Origin of the sequence: Amycolatopsis sp. NPDC049688, from assembly GCF_040674975.1 — a bacterium.
In the GTDB taxonomy this organism is placed as follows: Bacteria; Actinomycetota; Actinomycetes; order Mycobacteriales; family Pseudonocardiaceae; genus Amycolatopsis.
On sequence record NZ_JBFANY010000020.1, the window covers coordinates 26,156 to 42,962 of the forward strand.

Below are 16,807 nucleotides of genomic sequence, written 5' to 3' on the forward strand. Positions count from 1 at the left end.
ATCAGCGGTTCCCGTCGGCGGGTGCGATGTCACGGACACTGCGCACCCGCCGGTCGGCGACTGCTTCCTGGAACAGGGACAACGCCTGCCTCGCGGCGACGTTGAACAGGCCCATGGTGGTGTCCCGCTCGCCGAGCACGACCAGCAGGATGCCCTCCTTCGTGGGGAAAACGCCGACGTGGCCGTCCGCGCCTTCGAAGATGGCCGCCCGCGGCGCACCGACTCCGGCCCGGCCGGTGAACTGGACGGCCAGGCCCACCGCGGAGGCCGCCATCGCGGCCACGCTGTCGTCCTCGATGTCGCGGGTGTCGCTGCACAGCAGCAGCCCGTCCCGGCTGGCCGCCAGCAGTCCCTTGACGTTCTTCCAGTCGATCCGGCCGCGGATGTCCCGCAGCGCCGCGCTCGTCCTGGCCGCATCCTCGGGGGAAACCGCCGACGCCACCCGCCGCGCGTCCGGCCAGACCGGCGTGCTCCCGCGTTTGGGCAGCGCGGCACGTTCCGCGTGAGCTTCGCTCATACGACCAGATCGGCTTCGATGCGCTTGAGCTGCAGCCGCGCCATGGCCAGGTTCGCCCGGTCCCGGTCCAGCACGAGGTACAGGAACAGCGTCGATGTGTCCCGTTTGGACGGATCCATCAGCCGGATCACGTGGTACTGGCGGCGCAGGGTGATCAGGATGTCCTCGATGTCGTCGTTGAGCTGCAACGCGGCCATCACCCGCAGCTTCGAGCGGACGACCTCGGTGTTGCCCGCGGCGGCGACGTCCAGGTCCAGCCAGTCACCACCGCCCAGCGAGCCCAGCGACATCCCGCTGTCGTAGTCGACCACCGCGGCGCCCACCGCGCCGGCAATCGTCATCGCTTCTTTCAGCGCCGTGTCGATGTTCATCCAGAGGGCTCCTCGTTGATCAGCGTCCGGCCACTCTAGGCCGCGATCAGGAAGAGAACAGGCCCCGTTCGGAGTAAAAAAGCGCTTTCAGCCCACCAGCGCGACACCGTCCGCGTCGAACGCCAGCCGCACCGCGTCCCCGGCGCGCAGGTCCGCCGTGGCCGGGGCCACCGCGTCCACAGTGGAGTTTTCCAGCCGGACCACCAGCCGCACGTGCGCCCGCCGGTGCACCGCCGCCACGACCTCACCGGGAGTACCTTCGGCGGCCACCCGGAGCGCGTGGGGCCGCAGCCCCAGCCGCACCGGGCCGTCGCCGGCGTCCGGCAGCGTGACGTCTCCCAGCGCAGTGCGCACCTGCCCGCCCGCGGCGACGCCGTCGGCGAACGTCGTCACGCCGAGGAAGCGGGCCACGTCGTCGTCGGCCGGGTTGCGCCACACGCGCCGGACCGCGCCCTCCTGCCGGATCTCGCCGGTGTCGAGCACCGCGACCCGGTCCGCGAGGGTGAACGCCTCCTCCTGGTCGTGCGTGACCAGCAGCGTCGTGATCTTGCTGCGGCGCAACAGGTCGGCCAGGTCGATGGCCAGCTGTTCGCGCAGTCCGGCGTCCAAACCGGACAGTGGCTCGTCGAGCAGCAGCAGCCGCGGCTCCGGCGCCAGCGCGCGGGCCAGCGCGACCCGCTGCGCCTGGCCGCCGGACAGCTCGGTCACCCGCCTCTTCTCGAACCCGGACAGGCCGACCAGCGCCAGCAGCTCGGCGACCCGCGGCGCCCAGTCGCCGCGCGGGACGCCGTGCATCCGCAGGCCGAACGCGATGTTCGCGGCGACGTCGCGATGGGCGAACAGCTGGCCGTCCTGGAACACCAGCCCGAAGCCGCGCCGGTGCACCGGCACCGCGCCGAGGTCCTCGCCGTCCCAGCTCACCGCACCGCGCGCCGACGGCTCGAGGCCGGTGATCGCGCGCAGCAGCGTCGACTTGCCCGAGCCCGACGGGCCGAGCAGGGCCAGCACCTCGCCGTCGGCGATGTCCAGCCGGACGTCCCGCACCGCGGTGAACGATCCGTAGCGGACGGTCAGGTCCCGCACCGACAGCGCCATCAGAACTCCCCCACCCGGCCGCGGGCGGCCCCGAGCCGGTCGATCAGCGCGACGGCCAGCACCGTCACGAGCATCAGCAGCGCGCACGCCGCGTACGCCATCTGGTTGTTCAGCTCGCCCGGGCGTGCCATCAGCGTCGCGACGGCGACCGGCAGCGTCGGCGCGGCCGGGCGGGCGAGGAAGCTCGTCGCGCCGAACTCGCCCAGCGCCACGACGAACCCGAACCCGGCCGCGGCGACCAGCGGTCGCAGGGTGAGCGGCAGGTCGATCTCACGCCAGACGCGCAGCGGGCTCGCGCCGAGCGTCGACGCGGCCTGCCGCAGCCGGACGTCGACCGAGCGCAGCACCGGCAGCACCATCCGGACGATCAACGGGATGATCACCAGCGCCTGGGCCAGCGGCACCAGGTACGGCGAGGTCCGGAGGTCGCCGGGCAGCGCGTCGAGCGTGACGAGGTAGCCGAACCCGACGGTGACCGCCGAGACCCCGAGCGGCAGCATCAGCACGGCGTCCATCGTCTCGCCCAGCCCGCGCGCGGCTCTGGCCGGCGAGCGCCGCAACGCCACCAGGACGACGGACGCGAGCACGCCGACGACCATCGCGAGCAGGGTCGCGTCGATCGCCACCTTCAGCGAGTTCAGCGCGGCGTCCCAGCCGGACACCTGCAGCGCCCCCTTCTCACCGGTGCTCGTGAGGGCGCGGTACCCGGCGAAGCTCCATCCGTCCTCTGTGGACAGGGACTCGGCGAGCAGCGCGACGATCGGCGTCACCAGCGTGGCCAGCACGACACCCGCGGCACCGACGACCCACCACTCGCCACCCCGGGGGCGCCGCGCCGGGCCCGAGCCGGTCCGGGCGCCCTCCTTCCGCCGCCGCGCCAGCCCGCCGAGCACCAGCGCGGCGACCACGGCCGCGAACTGGATCAGCGACAGCGCCGCCGCCCCGGAAAGGTCCAGCAGGTCGACGGTCCGCAGGTAGATCTCGGTTTCCAGGGTCCGGTACCGGGCCCCGCCGAGGATGAGGACGACCCCGAAACTGGTGGCGCAGAACAGGAACACGACGGCCGCGGCGGACGCGATCGCGGGAGCCAGCGCGGGCAGCGTCACCGACCGGAAGGCCCGCCACGGCGAGGCACCGAGCGCGCGGGCGGCATCGGTCGTCCGCGCGTCCAGCCGCGCCCACAGCCCGGCGACGGTCCGCGCGACGACGGCGACGTTGAAGAACGCGTTGGCCAGCACGATCGGCAGCACGCCGCCGTCCGGCCACAGCGCGCGGAACGCCAGCCCGACGACCACGGTCGGCAGGACGAACGGCACCAGCACCAGCGTCCGCACCAGGCCGACGCCGGGCAGCCGCACCCGGGCCAGCAGGAACGCCACCGGCAGCCCGGCCAGCACCGCGACGGCCGTCGACGCGGCCGCGCTGCCGAGGGTGAACGCGGCCAGCTGCCAGGTCCGTGGATCACCGAGCACGACGTCGAGGCCGCCGTCGGCGAACCCGCGGCCGACGATCGCGACGACCGGCCAGGCGAAGAACACCACCAGGAACCCGATGGGGGCGAGCCCGAGCAGCGCCAAGCCGAACCCGCGGGACGTCCGGGGCGGGGCCACTGCCGCTGTCCGGGGGCTCCGGGTGGCGGAGCCCCCGGAGGTCACTGCTGCACGAGCGTGCGCCATTCGCCGATCCACTTCTCGCGGCCCGCCTGCACCTGGTCCGCGGGCAGCGTCTGCGGCTTCTGCGGCAGCGGCGCGACCTGCGCCCAGCCCGCGGGCAGGTCGACGCCCTGGCGGGCCGGGTAGACGTACATGTTGGCGGCGACCGTCGCCTGGAACTGCTGGGAGAGCAGGAAGTCGACGACCTTGTGCGCGTTGTCGGCCTGCTTGCCGTTCGCCAGCACGCCGGCGTACTCGACCTGCCGGTAGCAGGTGTCGAGCAGCGCCTTGGTGCGCGGCTTGCCGTCGTCGCCGACCTCGGCGGCGGGCGACGACGCGTACGAGACGACGATCGGCCGCGGGCCCTTGCCGGACGAGCCGGAGAACTGCTTGGTGTAGGCCTCTTCCCAGCCGCTGACCACCTTGACGCCGTTGGCCTTCAGCTTCGCCCAGTAGTCCTTCCAGCCGGATTCGCCGTACTTGGCGATGGTCCCGAGCAGGAACGCCAGGCCGGGCGACGCCGTGGCGGGGTCCTCGGCGACCAGCAGGTCCTTGTACTTCGGGTCGGCCAGGTCGTCGTAGGTCGACGGCGCCGGGATCCCCTTGGCGGTGAAGTAGTTCGTGTCGACGTTGACGCAGACGTCGCCGACGTCGACCGCGGACAGCCGGTGTTCCGGGTCGACGGCGTAGCGCTGCGGCCCGCGGTCGGCCTCCGGGCTGGTGTAGGGCTCGAAGACGCCCTCGCTGAGCGCGCGCGAGGCGAAGGTGGAGTCGACGCCGTACGCGACGTCGCCGATCGGGTTGGCCTTCGTCAGCACGAGCTTGTTGGTCAGCGAGCCGGCGTCACCCTGCTTGAGCACGGAGATCTTGATGCCCGACTGCTTCTGGAAGGCGTCGAGCACCTCCTGCGGCGCCAGGAAGGAATCGTGCGTCACGAGGGTGACGGTGGGCGTCTGCTGCGTGCCACCGGACCCGTCCGACAGCGAGCACGCCGCGGCGACGGCACTGACGGCGGCGATGGCCGTCGCGGCGCGCACAGCCCTGCGTTTCATCTACCCTCCTGCACTTCGCCGGACGAGGAGGGCAGCCCTCCCTTCGCCGGCATGATCCGGTCAGGTGCGAACGGTCGCGGGTGACCCGCCTCTCAGCCCGGCTCACCGGACTCCCGTGGCAACCGTGCAGCGTAGTCCAGGACGCAGGACGATGGAGACATGACGGAAATCTTGAGCGACTCCGAGGCCGACCGGCGGCTGGGCTTCCGCGCAGGCTGGGTCCGCACCGGCGCGGTGATCTCCCGCGAGGTGGAGCTGGAAAGCTTCCCCCGGGCGATCGAGGTGGTGAACCGGGTGGCGGAGCTCGCCGAGGCCGCCGACCACCACCCGGACATCGACATCCGCTGGCGGACGCTGACGTTCCGGCTCTCCACGCACTCGGCGGGCGGCCTGACGGCGAAGGACTTCGACCTGGCCGAACAGATCGACGCGGTGCTGTGATCCTGGCTACGCTGAGTGCACCATGAAGCCGCTCCGGCGTCTCCCGGTTACCGCAACCTTCGGGAGGGAGACACAGATGACTCAGGCAATCGTGGTCGGCACGGCGGCGTTCGCGACGATGGTGGCGGCGGCCGGCGGGGTGCTCTGGTTCACCGCCCGCCACCGCCGTCACCTGGACGGCTGAGAGTTCGATCACAGCCGCTAACGCGGGGCATGATCGGCGCGAGGTTCCTGCGGAAGCATTCGGTTCGCCCGTAGGGAACGCCCATGAACACCGCCCCCACCGCCGCTCAGCGCGCCTGGATCAACGCCCTCGCCCCCGCGGTGGTGCTGATCGCGATCGCCCTGCTGGGCCTGCTCGGCTAGCGGATCCGCCCGGGCGGCGGGAACTCGGCGGGCGGCTCGTCGGCCGTCGTCCAGTACTCGAGGCACGACAACCGGCCGTCGTCGACGAACACGATGAGCCCGCCGCCGGGTGCGTCGGCTTCGATCGCGACCGGGTCGTCGGCGACCGCCGCGACCGGCAGCGTCCGGTCGACCTGCAGGTTGATGCTCGGGCACCCGCAGCCGCACCGCCCGGTCACCCGGGCGGTGGCGGCCTGCGCCCGCAGTTCCGCGGCACCTGGGAAGTCCTTCGCGAGCAGCGTGTCCAGCGTCGTCCGCTCGGTGGCGGTCAGCGGGCGGGGCGCCATCAGTACCGCGACATGTTCGGGATCGTCTTCTCGGCGACCCCGATCAGGTCCTCGACCTTCGCCACATCGGCCGTCACGTCCGCGGCGGTCACCGAAGGCGCCTCGGACGACCGGTAGGCGACTTCGTTGCGCCGGATCCGCATCCGGTTGAAGGGACGCAGCAGCGGCCCCAGCGGCGGATCGAGCTGCGCGAGAACCGCTTCGTAGACGGCGATGTGGCCACCCCGGCTCGTCGCGCGCAGACCTTGGTTCTGGAGGACGGCCGCCAACGCGCGGCGCGCGCCGTCGTACGCCAGCGTGTAGGCGCCTTCCGGATCCGAGCCCAGCAGCTGCCGCGCCGAAGCGACGTGCGTGCGGGCCCTGGCGATCTCCGCCTCCGCGGCCTCCCGCGACGCCGGGACGCGTTCGAGGGAGCCGCGGGCGATGAGCGCGTCGACCGTGGCGCGCCCCTGGTTCCACCGGGTCATCGGGCCTCCTGGTCGAGGAGCAACGGGGCCAGCGGACGCTCACGCACGCTGGTGACGAACGGGTCCGTGCTGCTGGCCGCCCACGACTCGGGCGAGATCCGGTGGACGCTGACCTCGCGGCCCAGCCGCCGCGACACGTCCTCGGCCAGGTCGAAGAGCGTGTCCGGATCGGGCGAGCCGACGACGAGGACGTCGACGTCCCCGGGCGGCGGCCCCGGTTCACCGAGGTAGCGCGCAGCCCATGACCCGTAGATGTAGGCCTCGCGCACGCCCTGCAGACCGGAAAGGGCCTCGGCAAGCAGCGGCAGCGGCCCGAAGGTGACCGCCATGAGCTCGCTCAGCGGCCGGTAGAGCGGGGTGTCGGTCCGGGCCTTGACGAGCCGGCTCCGCCCGACCCGCCGGTCTTCCAGGATGCCGCCCTCGACGAGCCGTTCGACCTCCCGCAGGACGGCCGTCGGCGAGACTCCGCAGGCTTCGGCGAGCTCGGTGATGCTGTACTCGCGCTCCGGGTGCAGCAGGAGGATCGCGAGCAGCTCACCCTGCATGCGCGAACGCAGGAGCGGCAGGAGACTCGGCGAAGCTTTCATTGGACGCAGTATATCCTGCGCCCAATGAAAACAACAATCAGTAGTTGACCGTTACACGTTGAAGCGGAACTCGACCACGTCGCCGTCGGCCATGACGTAGTCCTTGCCCTCCATGCGGACCTTGCCCGCGGCCCTCGCCGCCGCCATCGAGCCCGCCTCCATCAGGTCGTCGTACGAGACGATCTCCGCCTTGATGAAGCCGCGCTCGAAGTCCGTGTGGATGACGCCCGCCGCCTGGGGGGCCGTGGCGCCCTGCGGGATCGTCCACGCGCGGGATTCCTTCGGGCCCGCCGTCAGGTACGTCTGCAGGCCGAGCGTGTGGAAGCCCGCGCGGGCCAGCGAATAGAGGCCCGGCTCCGGCTGGCCCACCGACTCGAGCAGCTCGCGGACCGACTCCTCGTCGTCCAGCTCCAGCAGCTCCGCCTCGACCTTCGCGTCGAGGAACACCGCGTCCGCCGGCGCGACCAGCTTCGTCAGCTCCTCGCGGCGGGCGTCGTCGGTCAGCACCGATTCGTCCGCATTGAAGACGTACAGGAACGGCTTCGTCGTCAGCAGGCTCAGCTCGCGCAGCGCGTCGAAGTCGACTTCCTTCTGCGCCTGGAACAGCGTGCGGCCGGCGTCGAGGATTTCCTTCGCCTTCTGGGCGTTGTCGAGCGCGGGCTTGTTCTCCTTCTTCGTCCGCGCTTCCTTCTCCAGCCGCGGCAGGGCCTTGTCGAGGGTCTGCAGGTCGGCGAGGATCAGCTCGGTGTTGATCGTCTCGATGTCGCTCGACGGGTCGATCCGGCCGTCGACGTGCACCACGTCGGGGTCGTCGAACACGCGGATGACCTGGCAGATCGCGTTGGCCTCACGGATGTTCGCCAGGAACTTGTTGCCCAGCCCGGCGCCCTCGGACGCGCCCTTCACGATGCCCGCGATGTCCACAAAGGACACCACGGCCGGCACCGTCTTCTCCGACTTGTACAGCTCGGCCAGCTTGTCCAGCCGGGGGTCCGGCAGCGGCACGACCCCGACGTTCGGCTCGATCGTCGCGAACGGGTAGTTCGCGGCGAGCACGTCGTTGCGGGTCAGCGCGTTGAACAGGGTGGACTTGCCGACGTTGGGCAGGCCGACGATACCGAGGGTGAGGCTCACGACCCCGCAGTCTACGTGGCGGCCCCGGTCCCGCCCCACGCACCCAACGCCGTGGCGGATTTCCGCCAGCGACGGCGCTGACCTGCTGGCATGCTCGGAGCAATGGTCACCGAAACCCTCTGGCGCGACGCCGAACGCTGCTACCGCGTGGTCACCGCCCGCGACTCGCGCTTCGACGGCCAGTTCATCATGGCCGTCCGCACCACCGGGATCTACTGCCGCCCGTCGTGCCCGGCGTCGACGCCGAAGGTGCAGAACGTCCGCTTCTTCCCGACGTCGGCGGCCGCGCAGGCCAACGGCTTCCGCGCCTGCCGGCGCTGCCTGCCGGACGCGGTCCCCGGCTCGCCGGACTGGAACGTGCGCGCCGACCTGGCCGCGCGGGCGATGCGCCTGATCTCCGACGGGACCGTCGAGCGCGAAGGCGTCCCCGGCCTCGCCCGGCGGCTCGGCTACTCGGAACGCCAGCTCGGCCGGGTGCTCACCGCCGAGCTGGGCGCGGGCCCGCTGGCCCTGGCCCGGGCGCACCGCGCGCACTCGGCGCGGTTGCTCATCGAGATGTCCGGGCTGCCGCTGACGGACGTCGCCTTCGCGGCGGGCTTCTCCAGCGTGCGGCAGTTCAACGAGACGATCCGCGAGGTGTTCGCGACGACGCCTTCGCAGCTTCGCGCCTTCGCTGCTTCACGACGGGGACGGCAGAGCGACGTGACCGGGACGCGGCTCAGCCTGCGGCTGCCGTTCCGGCCGCCCTTCGACGCTTCGGGGTTGCTTCGCTTCTTCGCGGACAACGCGATTCCGGACGTCGAGGAAGTCACTTCGGAGTCCTACGCGCGCACCCTGCGGCTCGCGCACGGCACCGGCGTGGTGCGCCTGACGCCGTCGCCGGACCACGTGCGCTGCGAGCTGATGCTCACCGACCTGCGCGACCTCGGCAGCGCCGTCAGCCGGGTGCGCCGGCTGCTCGACCTCGACGCCGACCCCGTGGCCGTCACCCGCGTCCTCGGCGGCGACCCGGTTCTGGCTCCGCTGGTCGCGGCCATGCCGGGAGTCCGGGTGCCGGGAGCGGTGGACGGCGAGGAGGTGCTGCTTCGCGCCCTGCTGCGTGAAGTGCCTCTGGGCGAGGAGGTGCCGGGCGAGTGGGGCGTGACCCGGCTCTTCCCGACCGCGGCCCAGATCGCGAAGGCCGGGCTCGGCGAGACCGTCACCGGCGTCGCCGCCGCTCTGGCCGAAGGGCGCCTGGACGTCCACGTCGGCCGGGAGGCGGCCGAACTGCGGGCGGAGCTGCTGGCGTACGTCGACGCGTCGACGGCGGACCACGTGCTGATGCGCGTCCTGGGTGCCCCGGACGTCCTGCTCACCGGCGACCCCGAGGTCCGCCGCGGCGCCGAGGCGCTGGGCCTCGCGCCGGACACGCTCGGCGAACGGGCTCGGGCGTGGACACCGTGGTGTTCCTACGCCGGGAGGTACCTAGCCTTGTTTTCCTTGCCAAAGCACGGCCTGGGCGACGACGACCTGGTCGCCGTCGAACGTCGCCGCCGGTGAGCCGTACAGGCGGTAGCCGAGTTCCAGGGCCTCGCTGACGCGGTGGCAGAACTTCGCGTCGTCCGGGCCGGTGAGCATGCGGTAGCGGGGCAGGCCGTTCGGCGGCTGGTCGGTCATGGCTTCATCTTGGCCGGGCGCTCAGCCGGCGCGCACCTCCAGCGTCGAGCCCGTGCGGGCCTTGCGGACCCGCAGCCGGGTCGGGATGCGCTGCCGCAGCTCCTCGACGTGCGACACGAGCCCGACGACCCGGCCGCCGGCCCGCAGCTCGTCGAGGATGTTCATCACGACGTCGAGGGTTTCGGCGTCCAGCGTGCCGAAGCCCTCGTCGACGAACAGCGTGTCCAGGAGCGCGCCGCCGGTCTCCCCCGCCACGACGTCGGCCAGCCCCAGCGCGAGGGCCAGCGAGGCGAGGAAGGACTCGCCGCCGGAGAGCGTCTTCGCCGGGCGGATGGTGCCCGAGTAGTCGTCCAGGACGTCGATGCCGAGCCCGCCGCGGGTGCCGCGCGCCCCGGCCGCGTCCGAGTGCACGAAGGAGTACCGGCCCTGGCTCATCGTCTGCAGCCGGTGCGTGGCCGCCACCGCGACTTCTTCGAGCCGCGCCGCCAGCACGTACGAGCGCAGCGACATCTTGCGGCTGTTCTGCCCGCGCCCGTTGACGACGTCGGCGAGCGCCCGCAGCTCGGCGTACTCCGCTTCGGCCGGCGCGAGCCCGGCGAGCGTCTCGCGCAGCCGGGCGGCGAGCCGGGTCAGCTCCTCGTGCTGCGCCGTGGCCACCCGCAGCGCCGCATACGCGGAATCGGCACGCGCCCGGGCCAGCTGGGCCGCGTCGGCCGCGCGGCCGACGTCCGCGACGTCGTCCGGCGAGATCCCGAACAGGTCCGGCTCGGCGAGCAGCGCCCGCGCGCCCGCCGCGGCCGCCTCAGCCTCGGCGATGCCCTGCTCGAGCTTCTCGATCTGCTCGTCGGGCAGCATCGCGGCCCGCGCCTTCTTCAGCGACGTGAACCCCTTCGCCTGCACTGCGGCCTCGACCAGCGTTTTCTGCTGGGCGACCCGCTCGCGGGCGCCCAGGACGGCCGTTCGCGCCTCCGCGACGGCTTCCAGGGCCTCAGCCAGGCTGAGGAGGTGCGTCCGCCGCGCGCCGACGTCGGCGAACTCGCCGCGGCCGGCGACCAGCCGTCGCTCGCGCTCGGCCAGCCGTTCCTCCAGGGCGCGGACGTCGGTGGTGGCTTCGATCGCCGCCTGTTCGGCCTGGCGGAGGCGTTCGGTCCGGGCTTCCAGGTCGCGCTCCAGCAGGACGACCTGCTGGCTCAGCTTCGCCTTCGCGGCCGCCTTCCCGGTGAGCGCGGCGACGGTGGCCCGGGCCTCCGCGAGCTCGGCGGTGATCGACCCGGCCGTGCGCCCGGCGAGCCGTTCGGCCAGCCCGGCCAGCCGGGCCTTCGCCTCTTCCAGCGCGACGACGACCCGCTGCCGCACCGCGTCCGCCGCCTGTTCGGCTTCTTCGGCCGCACGTTCCTCGGCCGGGTCGACCTGCTCGACGTCTCGCGTCGCCTTCGCCGGGTGCTCGGCCGCCCCGCACACCGGGCACGGCGTGCCGTCGGGCAACGCGGCGGCCAGCTCGGCCGCCATCCCGTCGAGCCGCCGCTCCCGCAGGTCGAGCCGCCGCTGCCGGGCCGCCTGGTGCGCGTCGACGACCTCGCGCAGTTTCGCTTCGCCCCGCTGGACCTTCGCCTGGGCCTCGGGCAGCTCGGCCGCGTCTTTCGCGAAGGCCCGCAGCTCGTCGACCTTCGCCTTCGCGCCGTCGAGCTTCGCTTCGGCTTCGGCCGCTTCGAGGGCGTCCGCGCGGAGTTTCGCCAGCTGGCCGGGAATCGCGGCCAGCTCGGCGGTCAGGGCCTCGGCCTGCTGCTGCGCCGTGACGGCGGCGAGCTTGCGGTCGTCGCGCCGCATGACGTCCAGCTCCTGCTGCTCGGCCTCGGCGACCAGCTCCGCGACCGCGCCTGCCTCCTCGCGCGCGGCGGCGGCACGCGCCTTGAGGTCGCCCGTCGCCCGCGTGCCGAACTCCCGCAGCCGGGCGCCTCGGGCCTTCTCCGTCTGCTCGGCCTCGGTCAGCTCGGCGGCCCGCCGGTCCAGCAGGTCCGCCTCGACGGCGACACCGGCCGCCCGGCGGGCCGCCGCGACCTCCTGCGCCCACTCCGCGCGCTGCGGCGCCTGTTCGGTGATCTCGAGCAGGCGCAGGTGTGCGGTGCGGACGCGGCGGATCTTCTCCGCGCCCGCGCGTTCTTCCTGCAGGTACGCATCCGCCCGCTGCGCGGCCGCTCGCGCCCGCTCCTCCTCGGCCGTCACCTGCGCGACTCGTTCCTGCGCCTCGGCGAGCACGGCGTCGACCCACTCGGGCACGTCCTGATCGGGGACCTCTTGCTGGGCCTCCTGCGCGTACCGGGCCAGCAGCTCGCGCACGTCCCGCTGCCGGGTCTCCAGCTGACGGCCGCGCTCGGCCCGCAGGTCGGCGAACCAGCGTTCGACGTCGGCGAAACGCTCGGTGCCGAACAGCCGTTCCAGGAGCTTCTCGCGCTCGGCGGTGTCCGACCGCAGGAAGCGGGCGAACTCGCCCTGCGGCAGCAGCACCACCTGGAAGAACTGGGCCGCGGTCATCCCGAGCAGCCGCTCGACCGTGCGCGCGACCTCCTCGATCCGGATCAGGCCCTCCGGCGCCAGGCCGGCGGGCGCGGTGCCGATCCAGCTCAGCGACACCCGCGCCTGCTGGGTGGTCGTGCCCTCGCCGCGGCGCTTCGGCCGCTGGTACTCGGGGTTGCGCACGATCTTCAGCCGGTGCCCCTGCACGGTGAGCTCCAGCGCGACCTCGGTGACCTGGTCGGGCTCGGCGAGGTCGCAGCGCAGCCGCTTGGCTTCGTTGCGCGCGCCCGGGACCACGCCGAACAACGCGAACGCGATCGCGTCGAGCAGCGTCGTCTTGCCCGCGCCGGTTTCGCCGTGCAGGAGGAAGAGACCGTCGGCGCCGAGCACGTCGAAGTCGACGACCTCGCGTGCGCAGTACGGCCCGAAGGCTTCGACCTCCAGCCTGTGCAGCCTCATTTCGCGAGGGCCCCCCGGTCGGCCGCCTCCAGGGCCTCGAACAGGAGCCGCTCTTCGCGCTCGGTCGGCGGGGCGCCGCGGCAGTCGTCGAGGAAACTGCGCGAGACCTCGATGTCGGACCGGCCGCGGACGGCGTCGGAGTAGCGCAGCGGGACGCCGGCGTGGCCGCCCGCGGGCGCCCATTCCAGGTGCACGGCGTACGGGAACCGCTCGCGCAGCCGCCGCATCGCGTCGACCGGGCGGACGCGGTCGGTGACCGTGACCGAGAGGAAGTGGCCGAGGTAGCGGTCGTGTTCCGGGTTCGCGAGGAGGTCCTCGATGTCGCCTTCGAGGGTGGCGAGGGCTCTCGGCACGGGCAGTTCGTGGCGCCGGACGTCGTGCAGGCCGTGTTCGTCCAGGTCGACCAGCCAGACCGATTTGCGTTGGCGCGCTTCGGAAAACGAGTACGCCAGCGGGCTGCCGGAGTAGCGCAGGTGCCCGGCGAGCGTCTGCGGGCCGTGGAGGTGGCCCAAGGCGACGTAGTCGACGCCGTCGAAGACCGAGCCCGGCACCTGCTCGACCCCGCCGACCGCGATGGTCCGTTCGCTGTCGGTGGGTTCGCCGCCGGTGACGAACGCGTGCGCGAGCACGACCGACCGGGCTTCGGGCCGGGTTTCGAGGTCGGCGCGGATGCGGCGCATGGCCTCGGTGAGCACGCCGGTGTGGCCGCGCGCCTCCGGCACGCCGAGGGCGTGCCGCGCCGGTTCCGGCTCCAGGTAAGGGATTCCGTAGACGGCGACCGGGCCGTGGGCGTCCTCGAACAGGACCGGTTCGGCCAGCCCGGCGACGGTGGTGCGCAGGTGCAGGCCGCCGGCCGCGGCGAACTCCGCGAAGGCGCCGAGGCGGGGCGCCGAGTCGTGGTTTCCGGGCGTGACGACCAGTTGTGCGCCCGCCGCGCGGATCCGGGCGACGGCTTTCGTGGCGACCCGCACGGCTTCGGCGGAGGGGACCGCGCGGTCGTAGATGTCGCCTGCCACCAGGACGGCGTCGATCGCCTCGCCGGCCACGAGGTCGGCGAGGTGCCCGAGCACCGCTTCCTGTTCCGCGAGCAGGTCGGCGCCGTGGAACGTGCGGCCGACGTGCCAGTCGGAGGTGTGCAGGAATCTCACGAGGGGCAACGGTACGACCCCGCTCCGACGAAATCGCGCAGGCACGCCGTCGGCTCACTCGAACGTGTGTACTAACACGAGCGGGCAAGATCGGACACGCCCTGTGTGGAATCGATGTGTTCGCAGGTCAGCTACCCAGAGCGACGGTTCGGTGCGGTTTTTGTCGGTGAGGTCCGCCATGATGTCTGCGAGCCCGGAGATCGGACGGAGGAGGCGAAGTGGCGACAGTGCTGACGACGGCGGCGATCGTGCTGGCCGTCCTGCTGCTGTTCGCCGTCGCGCTGTTGTGGCGGCTGTACCAGGACGGGATGCGCCGGGCGGACGCGGCGGCCCGGCTGGTGGCGGCCGAGCGGGCCAAGGCGGACCAGCAGCAGCTGGCGCTGCGGCGCTACGAGGTCGCGTTCGCCTCGATCAGCGGGCGCGGCGAGCTGGGCGAGCAGGTCCTGGTCGAGACGGCGCGCGCCCTCGGGCTGCGCGAGGACCTGCACTTCACGCTGCAGACGGACCTGGGCGGCGGCGGCTCGGCGAAACCGGACATGGTGCTGCGCGTCGGCGGCGACCGCACGGTGCCGGTGGACGCGAAGGCGAGCATGGCGACGTGGTCCGAGGCGGTGGAGACGGACGACCCGGACGAGCGCCTGGACGCGTTGCGCGCCCACGTGCGCCAGATCCGCTCGCGCGCGGCGGAGCTGGCGGGCAAGGGCTACCAGCGCTGGGCGGACGCGATCTACGGAACGATCATGTTCGTCCCCTCGGACGCGGCGGTGGTCGCGGCCCTGGACACGGACCCGGAGCTGCTGCGCTGGCTGATCGACCGCCGGGTGTTCCTGTGCGGCCCGACGGGCTTCGGAGTCCTGGCCTCGGCGGCGCTGTTCGCGGCGAGCGACCGGACGCTGGAGGCAGACGTGGAGCAGGTCCGAGCCGGAGCGGCGGCGGCCCACCGGGCGGCGGGCGGAGCGGTGGAGGCGTTGAACCTGTCGAGCACGCATTTGCAGCGGTTCCTGTCGGCGCGGCGGCGGGAGCTGGAGGCGCTGGAGACGTTCCGGGCGACGGTGGCACCGCTGACCGAGGCATCGGGGAGCCCGGCTGCGCTGCCTGCGGTGCGGAAGGGGGATGAGCTGGCGGCGAGCTGAGGGAAGGGATTCGGGGTCGAGGCCGGGCCGAAGCCGGGCCGCCCGCGAGGGCCGACTGAGGCCGGGGCGCAGCCAGGCCGGGGCCGGGCCAGAGCAGGCCGGGGCCGAGCCGCCCGCCAGGGCCGACCGAGGCTGGGGCGCAGCCAGGCCGGGGCCGAGCCAGGCCGAGGCCAGGGCTGAGCCGGGGCCAGGGCCGAGCCGGGGCGAGGCCGAGCCGGAGCCAGGCCGAGGCCGAGCCAGGCCGAGTTCAGGGCTGAGCCGGGGCCAGGGTCGGCCCGGGGCCGGGCCGGCGCCAGGCCGGGGCCAGGACCGGAGCCAGGCCAGGCGGCGCCAAGCCGGAGCTAGGCCGGGGCCGGGGCCGGGCGAGCATGTCCCGTGCGGCGAGGGCACCGCAGCCTGCGCGGTGCCGCAGTCTTGCGCGGTGCCGCGGCGGTCGGCTCAAGGCCGCGGGTGCAGCGGTCCGGGCTGAGCCAGCGGAACCGCGGGGTCTCGCCCGTCGATCGCGGCGTTGGCTGCGCCACCTGGAGCCGAAGCCGGGGCCGGGGCCGGGCGAGCACGTCCCGTGCGGCGAGGGCTCCGCAGCCTGCTCGGTGCCGCGGCGGTCGGCTCAAGGCCGCGGGTACAGCGGTCCGGGCCGAGCCAGCGGAGCCGCGGTGGCTCGCCGGTCGATCGCGGCGTCGGCTGTCCCACCGGTACGCGACTCCGGGCCCCGCTGAGCACAACCACCACAGCGCGCGGCCCTGACCAGCGGCTTTCCCCTGCCGTGGCGACCTTTGCCGACCACCGCGGCCAACCGAGAGCGCCCGGCGAACCGCGCCCGGTCCGCCGGATTCGACCGCCCTCACCAGCCGCTACCGGGCGCCACGGGATCGTCCCCCCGGGTGGCTGTCGGCCCATGTCGGCGGCGGTGCTGGCAAGATCTTCACAACCACGAGATACGGTGTTCGCTTGTGACCGCGATTCGCGATCGCCAGAGCGATCCAGATGCCGACGACGTCCCCGTGCCGTGGGATGAGCGTCCTGTCGTCGGTTCGAGGCGGGGACTGCCCTGGTGGGCCGCGGTCCTGGTCGGCCTTGGCCTGGCGGTGGTGGGCGCCCTCCTCGGCAAGCCGAGCCAGTCGAACATCCCCGTGGTCTTCGTCGCCTGCTTCATCGCCGGAGCCGTGATCGCGGTCTGCGCCGTGAAGCGCCGGGGGCTGTTCGGGCCCATGGTGATGCCGCCGCTGGTGCTGGCCGTCACCGTGCCCACCGTGATCCTGCTGACCTCAGGGTCGCAGGCCACGGGCGACGACATGCTGTCGAAGGCCCTCAGCATCGGCACCCCGCTGATCAACAGCTTCCCCATGATGGCCATCACCACCGGCATCACGCTGCTGATCGGCGTTGTCCGCATCGTCCGCGAGCGCGACCCGGACGCCCCGAAAAAACTCAAGAAGACCAGCGAGGACGACGACGAACAGCCGCGCGCTGCCGCCCGTCCGCGGCCGGCCGGCTCGAACCGCACCGGGCAGACGCCCCTGCCGGCCGGGGCCCGGCGGGGGCGGGACGGCGAACCGCCGCGGCGGCCGCGGCCGCCCGCCGACGGGGAACGCCGCGCACCTCGGGCCGGCGCGCCCGCCGAACGCGACCCCGGGACCCGCGGCACGCGCAAGCCGCCGCCGGCCACCCGGCGCACCCCCCGCCCCGAAGAGGGCCGGCGCGAGCCGCGTGGTGACGCTCCGCGACGGCGTCCGCGGCCGCCCGCCGAGGACGGCCGCGACACTCCGCCGCCCCGCCGGCCGTCCGGCGGCCGGACCGCTCCGCCACGGCGGAACCGGCCCTGGGACGACGAAGAACGCTGAACAGAAACGGCGGTCACCAAAGCGGTGGCCGCCGTTTCGCATGCGCCG

General features: G+C 73.3%; 16 protein-coding genes and 1 riboswitch. Of the genes, 4 read left to right on the top strand and 12 right to left on the bottom strand.

The genetic code is table 11. The features are described from left to right. Position 1: 1 nt before the first annotated feature. The 5 genes from AB0J55_RS39925 to AB0J55_RS39945 form a co-directional block, all read right to left on the bottom strand. Positions 2 to 517, bottom strand: coding sequence for a roadblock/LC7 domain-containing protein (locus AB0J55_RS39925; RefSeq protein ID WP_364261252.1), 516 nt, complete (start codon positions 515 to 517; stop codon positions 2 to 4). After that, positions 514 to 888 (bottom strand): hypothetical protein, encoded by a 375-nt coding sequence (locus AB0J55_RS39930; protein WP_364261255.1) that lies wholly within the window; start codon positions 886 to 888, stop codon positions 514 to 516. The genes AB0J55_RS39925 and AB0J55_RS39930 overlap by 4 nt, the downstream gene beginning before the upstream one ends. 87 nt (positions 889 to 975) lie before the next feature. Beyond that, positions 976 to 1,983, bottom strand: coding sequence for an ABC transporter ATP-binding protein (locus AB0J55_RS39935; RefSeq protein ID WP_364261258.1), 1,008 nt, complete (start codon positions 1,981 to 1,983; stop codon positions 976 to 978). After that, entirely contained in the window at positions 1,983 to 3,659 is a 1,677-nt protein-coding gene (locus AB0J55_RS39940; RefSeq protein WP_364261261.1) for an iron ABC transporter permease, read from the bottom strand. Before AB0J55_RS39940 ends, AB0J55_RS39935 begins: the two co-directional genes overlap by 1 nt. Beyond that, positions 3,635 to 4,687: a thiamine ABC transporter substrate-binding protein gene (locus AB0J55_RS39945; RefSeq protein WP_364261264.1), complete on the bottom strand. Its 1,053-nt coding sequence runs from the start codon at positions 4,685 to 4,687 to the stop codon at positions 3,635 to 3,637. The genes AB0J55_RS39940 and AB0J55_RS39945 overlap by 25 nt, the downstream gene beginning before the upstream one ends. Positions 4,688 to 4,707: 20 nt before the next feature. Beyond that, positions 4,708 to 4,814, bottom strand: a riboswitch (TPP riboswitch). 32 nt (positions 4,815 to 4,846) lie between these two features. On the opposite strand from AB0J55_RS39945, the gene AB0J55_RS39950 reads away from it, so the two are divergent. Beyond that, a complete protein-coding gene (locus AB0J55_RS39950) occupies positions 4,847 to 5,128 on the top strand; it encodes a 4a-hydroxytetrahydrobiopterin dehydratase (RefSeq protein WP_364261267.1) in 282 nt (93 codons plus the stop codon). A gap of 362 nt (positions 5,129 to 5,490) precedes the next feature. Here the strand turns inward: AB0J55_RS39950 and AB0J55_RS39955 are convergent, their stop codons facing one another. The 4 genes from AB0J55_RS39955 to ychF are packed head-to-tail and all read right to left on the bottom strand — an operon-like array spanning position 5,491 to position 8,008. After that, positions 5,491 to 5,820, bottom strand: a complete 330-nt coding sequence (locus AB0J55_RS39955; protein WP_364261270.1) for a hypothetical protein — start codon at positions 5,818 to 5,820, stop codon at positions 5,491 to 5,493. Beyond that, positions 5,820 to 6,287, bottom strand: a complete 468-nt coding sequence (locus AB0J55_RS39960; RefSeq protein ID WP_364261273.1) for a hypothetical protein — start codon at positions 6,285 to 6,287, stop codon at positions 5,820 to 5,822. Before AB0J55_RS39960 ends, AB0J55_RS39955 begins: the two co-directional genes overlap by 1 nt. Continuing rightward, entirely contained in the window at positions 6,284 to 6,874 is a 591-nt protein-coding gene (locus AB0J55_RS39965; protein WP_364261276.1) for a winged helix-turn-helix transcriptional regulator, read from the bottom strand. The genes AB0J55_RS39960 and AB0J55_RS39965 overlap by 4 nt, the downstream gene beginning before the upstream one ends. A gap of 51 nt (positions 6,875 to 6,925) precedes the next feature. Next, positions 6,926 to 8,008 (bottom strand): redox-regulated ATPase YchF, encoded by a 1,083-nt coding sequence (gene ychF / locus AB0J55_RS39970; RefSeq protein WP_361096063.1) that lies wholly within the window; start codon positions 8,006 to 8,008, stop codon positions 6,926 to 6,928. Between the two features lie 102 nt (positions 8,009 to 8,110). Between ychF and AB0J55_RS39975 the strand changes: the two genes are divergently transcribed. Continuing rightward, the gene (locus AB0J55_RS39975; RefSeq protein WP_364261280.1) at positions 8,111 to 9,547 is read left to right on the top strand and encodes an AlkA N-terminal domain-containing protein; all 1,437 of its coding nucleotides are present in this window, start codon (positions 8,111 to 8,113) and stop codon (positions 9,545 to 9,547) included. On the opposite strand, the gene AB0J55_RS39980 is transcribed toward AB0J55_RS39975, so the two are convergent. From AB0J55_RS39980 to AB0J55_RS39990, 3 genes are read right to left on the bottom strand one after another with little or no spacing between them, the layout of a single operon-like run. Continuing rightward, entirely contained in the window at positions 9,473 to 9,664 is a 192-nt protein-coding gene (locus tag AB0J55_RS39980) for a DUF1737 domain-containing protein (RefSeq protein WP_364261283.1), read from the bottom strand. The genes AB0J55_RS39975 and AB0J55_RS39980 overlap by 75 nt on opposite strands. Before the next feature lie 21 nt (positions 9,665 to 9,685). After that, positions 9,686 to 12,637, bottom strand: a complete 2,952-nt coding sequence (locus AB0J55_RS39985) for an SMC family ATPase (RefSeq protein WP_364261285.1) — start codon at positions 12,635 to 12,637, stop codon at positions 9,686 to 9,688. Then, positions 12,634 to 13,785: an exonuclease SbcCD subunit D gene (locus AB0J55_RS39990; protein ID WP_364261288.1), complete on the bottom strand. Its 1,152-nt coding sequence runs from the start codon at positions 13,783 to 13,785 to the stop codon at positions 12,634 to 12,636. Before AB0J55_RS39990 ends, AB0J55_RS39985 begins: the two co-directional genes overlap by 4 nt. 218 nt (positions 13,786 to 14,003) lie before the next feature. Between AB0J55_RS39990 and AB0J55_RS39995 the strand changes: the two genes are divergently transcribed. After that, complete coding sequence (locus tag AB0J55_RS39995) at positions 14,004 to 14,918, top strand: DNA recombination protein RmuC (protein ID WP_364261291.1); 915 nt, start codon at positions 14,004 to 14,006, stop codon at positions 14,916 to 14,918. 1,088 nt (positions 14,919 to 16,006) lie between these two features. Beyond that, entirely contained in the window at positions 16,007 to 16,759 is a 753-nt protein-coding gene (locus AB0J55_RS40000) for a DUF6542 domain-containing protein (protein WP_364261294.1), read from the top strand. The last annotated feature ends 48 nt before the right edge of the window (positions 16,760 to 16,807 follow it).

Excerpts from the sequence above, each read along its gene's own strand:
- AB0J55_RS39965 (WP_364261276.1), bottom strand. The coding sequence starts at position 6,874 with ATGAAAGCTTCGCCGAGTCTCCTGCCGCTCCTGCGTTCGCGCATGCAG.
- AB0J55_RS39950 (WP_364261267.1), top strand. The coding sequence starts at position 4,847 with ATGACGGAAATCTTGAGCGACTCCGAGGCCGACCGGCGGCTGGGCTTC.
- AB0J55_RS39955 (WP_364261270.1), bottom strand. The coding sequence starts at position 5,820 with ATGGCGCCCCGCCCGCTGACCGCCACCGAGCGGACGACGCTGGACACG.
- AB0J55_RS39975 (WP_364261280.1), top strand. The coding sequence starts at position 8,111 with ATGGTCACCGAAACCCTCTGGCGCGACGCCGAACGCTGCTACCGCGTG.
- AB0J55_RS39985 (WP_364261285.1), bottom strand. The coding sequence starts at position 12,637 with ATGAGGCTGCACAGGCTGGAGGTCGAAGCCTTCGGGCCGTACTGCGCA.
- AB0J55_RS39980 (WP_364261283.1), bottom strand. The coding sequence starts at position 9,664 with ATGACCGACCAGCCGCCGAACGGCCTGCCCCGCTACCGCATGCTCACC.
- AB0J55_RS39960 (WP_364261273.1), bottom strand. The coding sequence starts at position 6,287 with ATGACCCGGTGGAACCAGGGGCGCGCCACGGTCGACGCGCTCATCGCC.
- AB0J55_RS39945 (WP_364261264.1), bottom strand. The coding sequence starts at position 4,687 with ATGAAACGCAGGGCTGTGCGCGCCGCGACGGCCATCGCCGCCGTCAGT.
- AB0J55_RS39935 (WP_364261258.1), bottom strand. The coding sequence starts at position 1,983 with ATGGCGCTGTCGGTGCGGGACCTGACCGTCCGCTACGGATCGTTCACC.
- AB0J55_RS39925 (WP_364261252.1), bottom strand. The coding sequence starts at position 517 with ATGAGCGAAGCTCACGCGGAACGTGCCGCGCTGCCCAAACGCGGGAGC.
- AB0J55_RS39930 (WP_364261255.1), bottom strand. The coding sequence starts at position 888 with ATGAACATCGACACGGCGCTGAAAGAAGCGATGACGATTGCCGGCGCG.
- AB0J55_RS39940 (WP_364261261.1), bottom strand. The coding sequence starts at position 3,659 with ATGGCGCACGCTCGTGCAGCAGTGACCTCCGGGGGCTCCGCCACCCGG.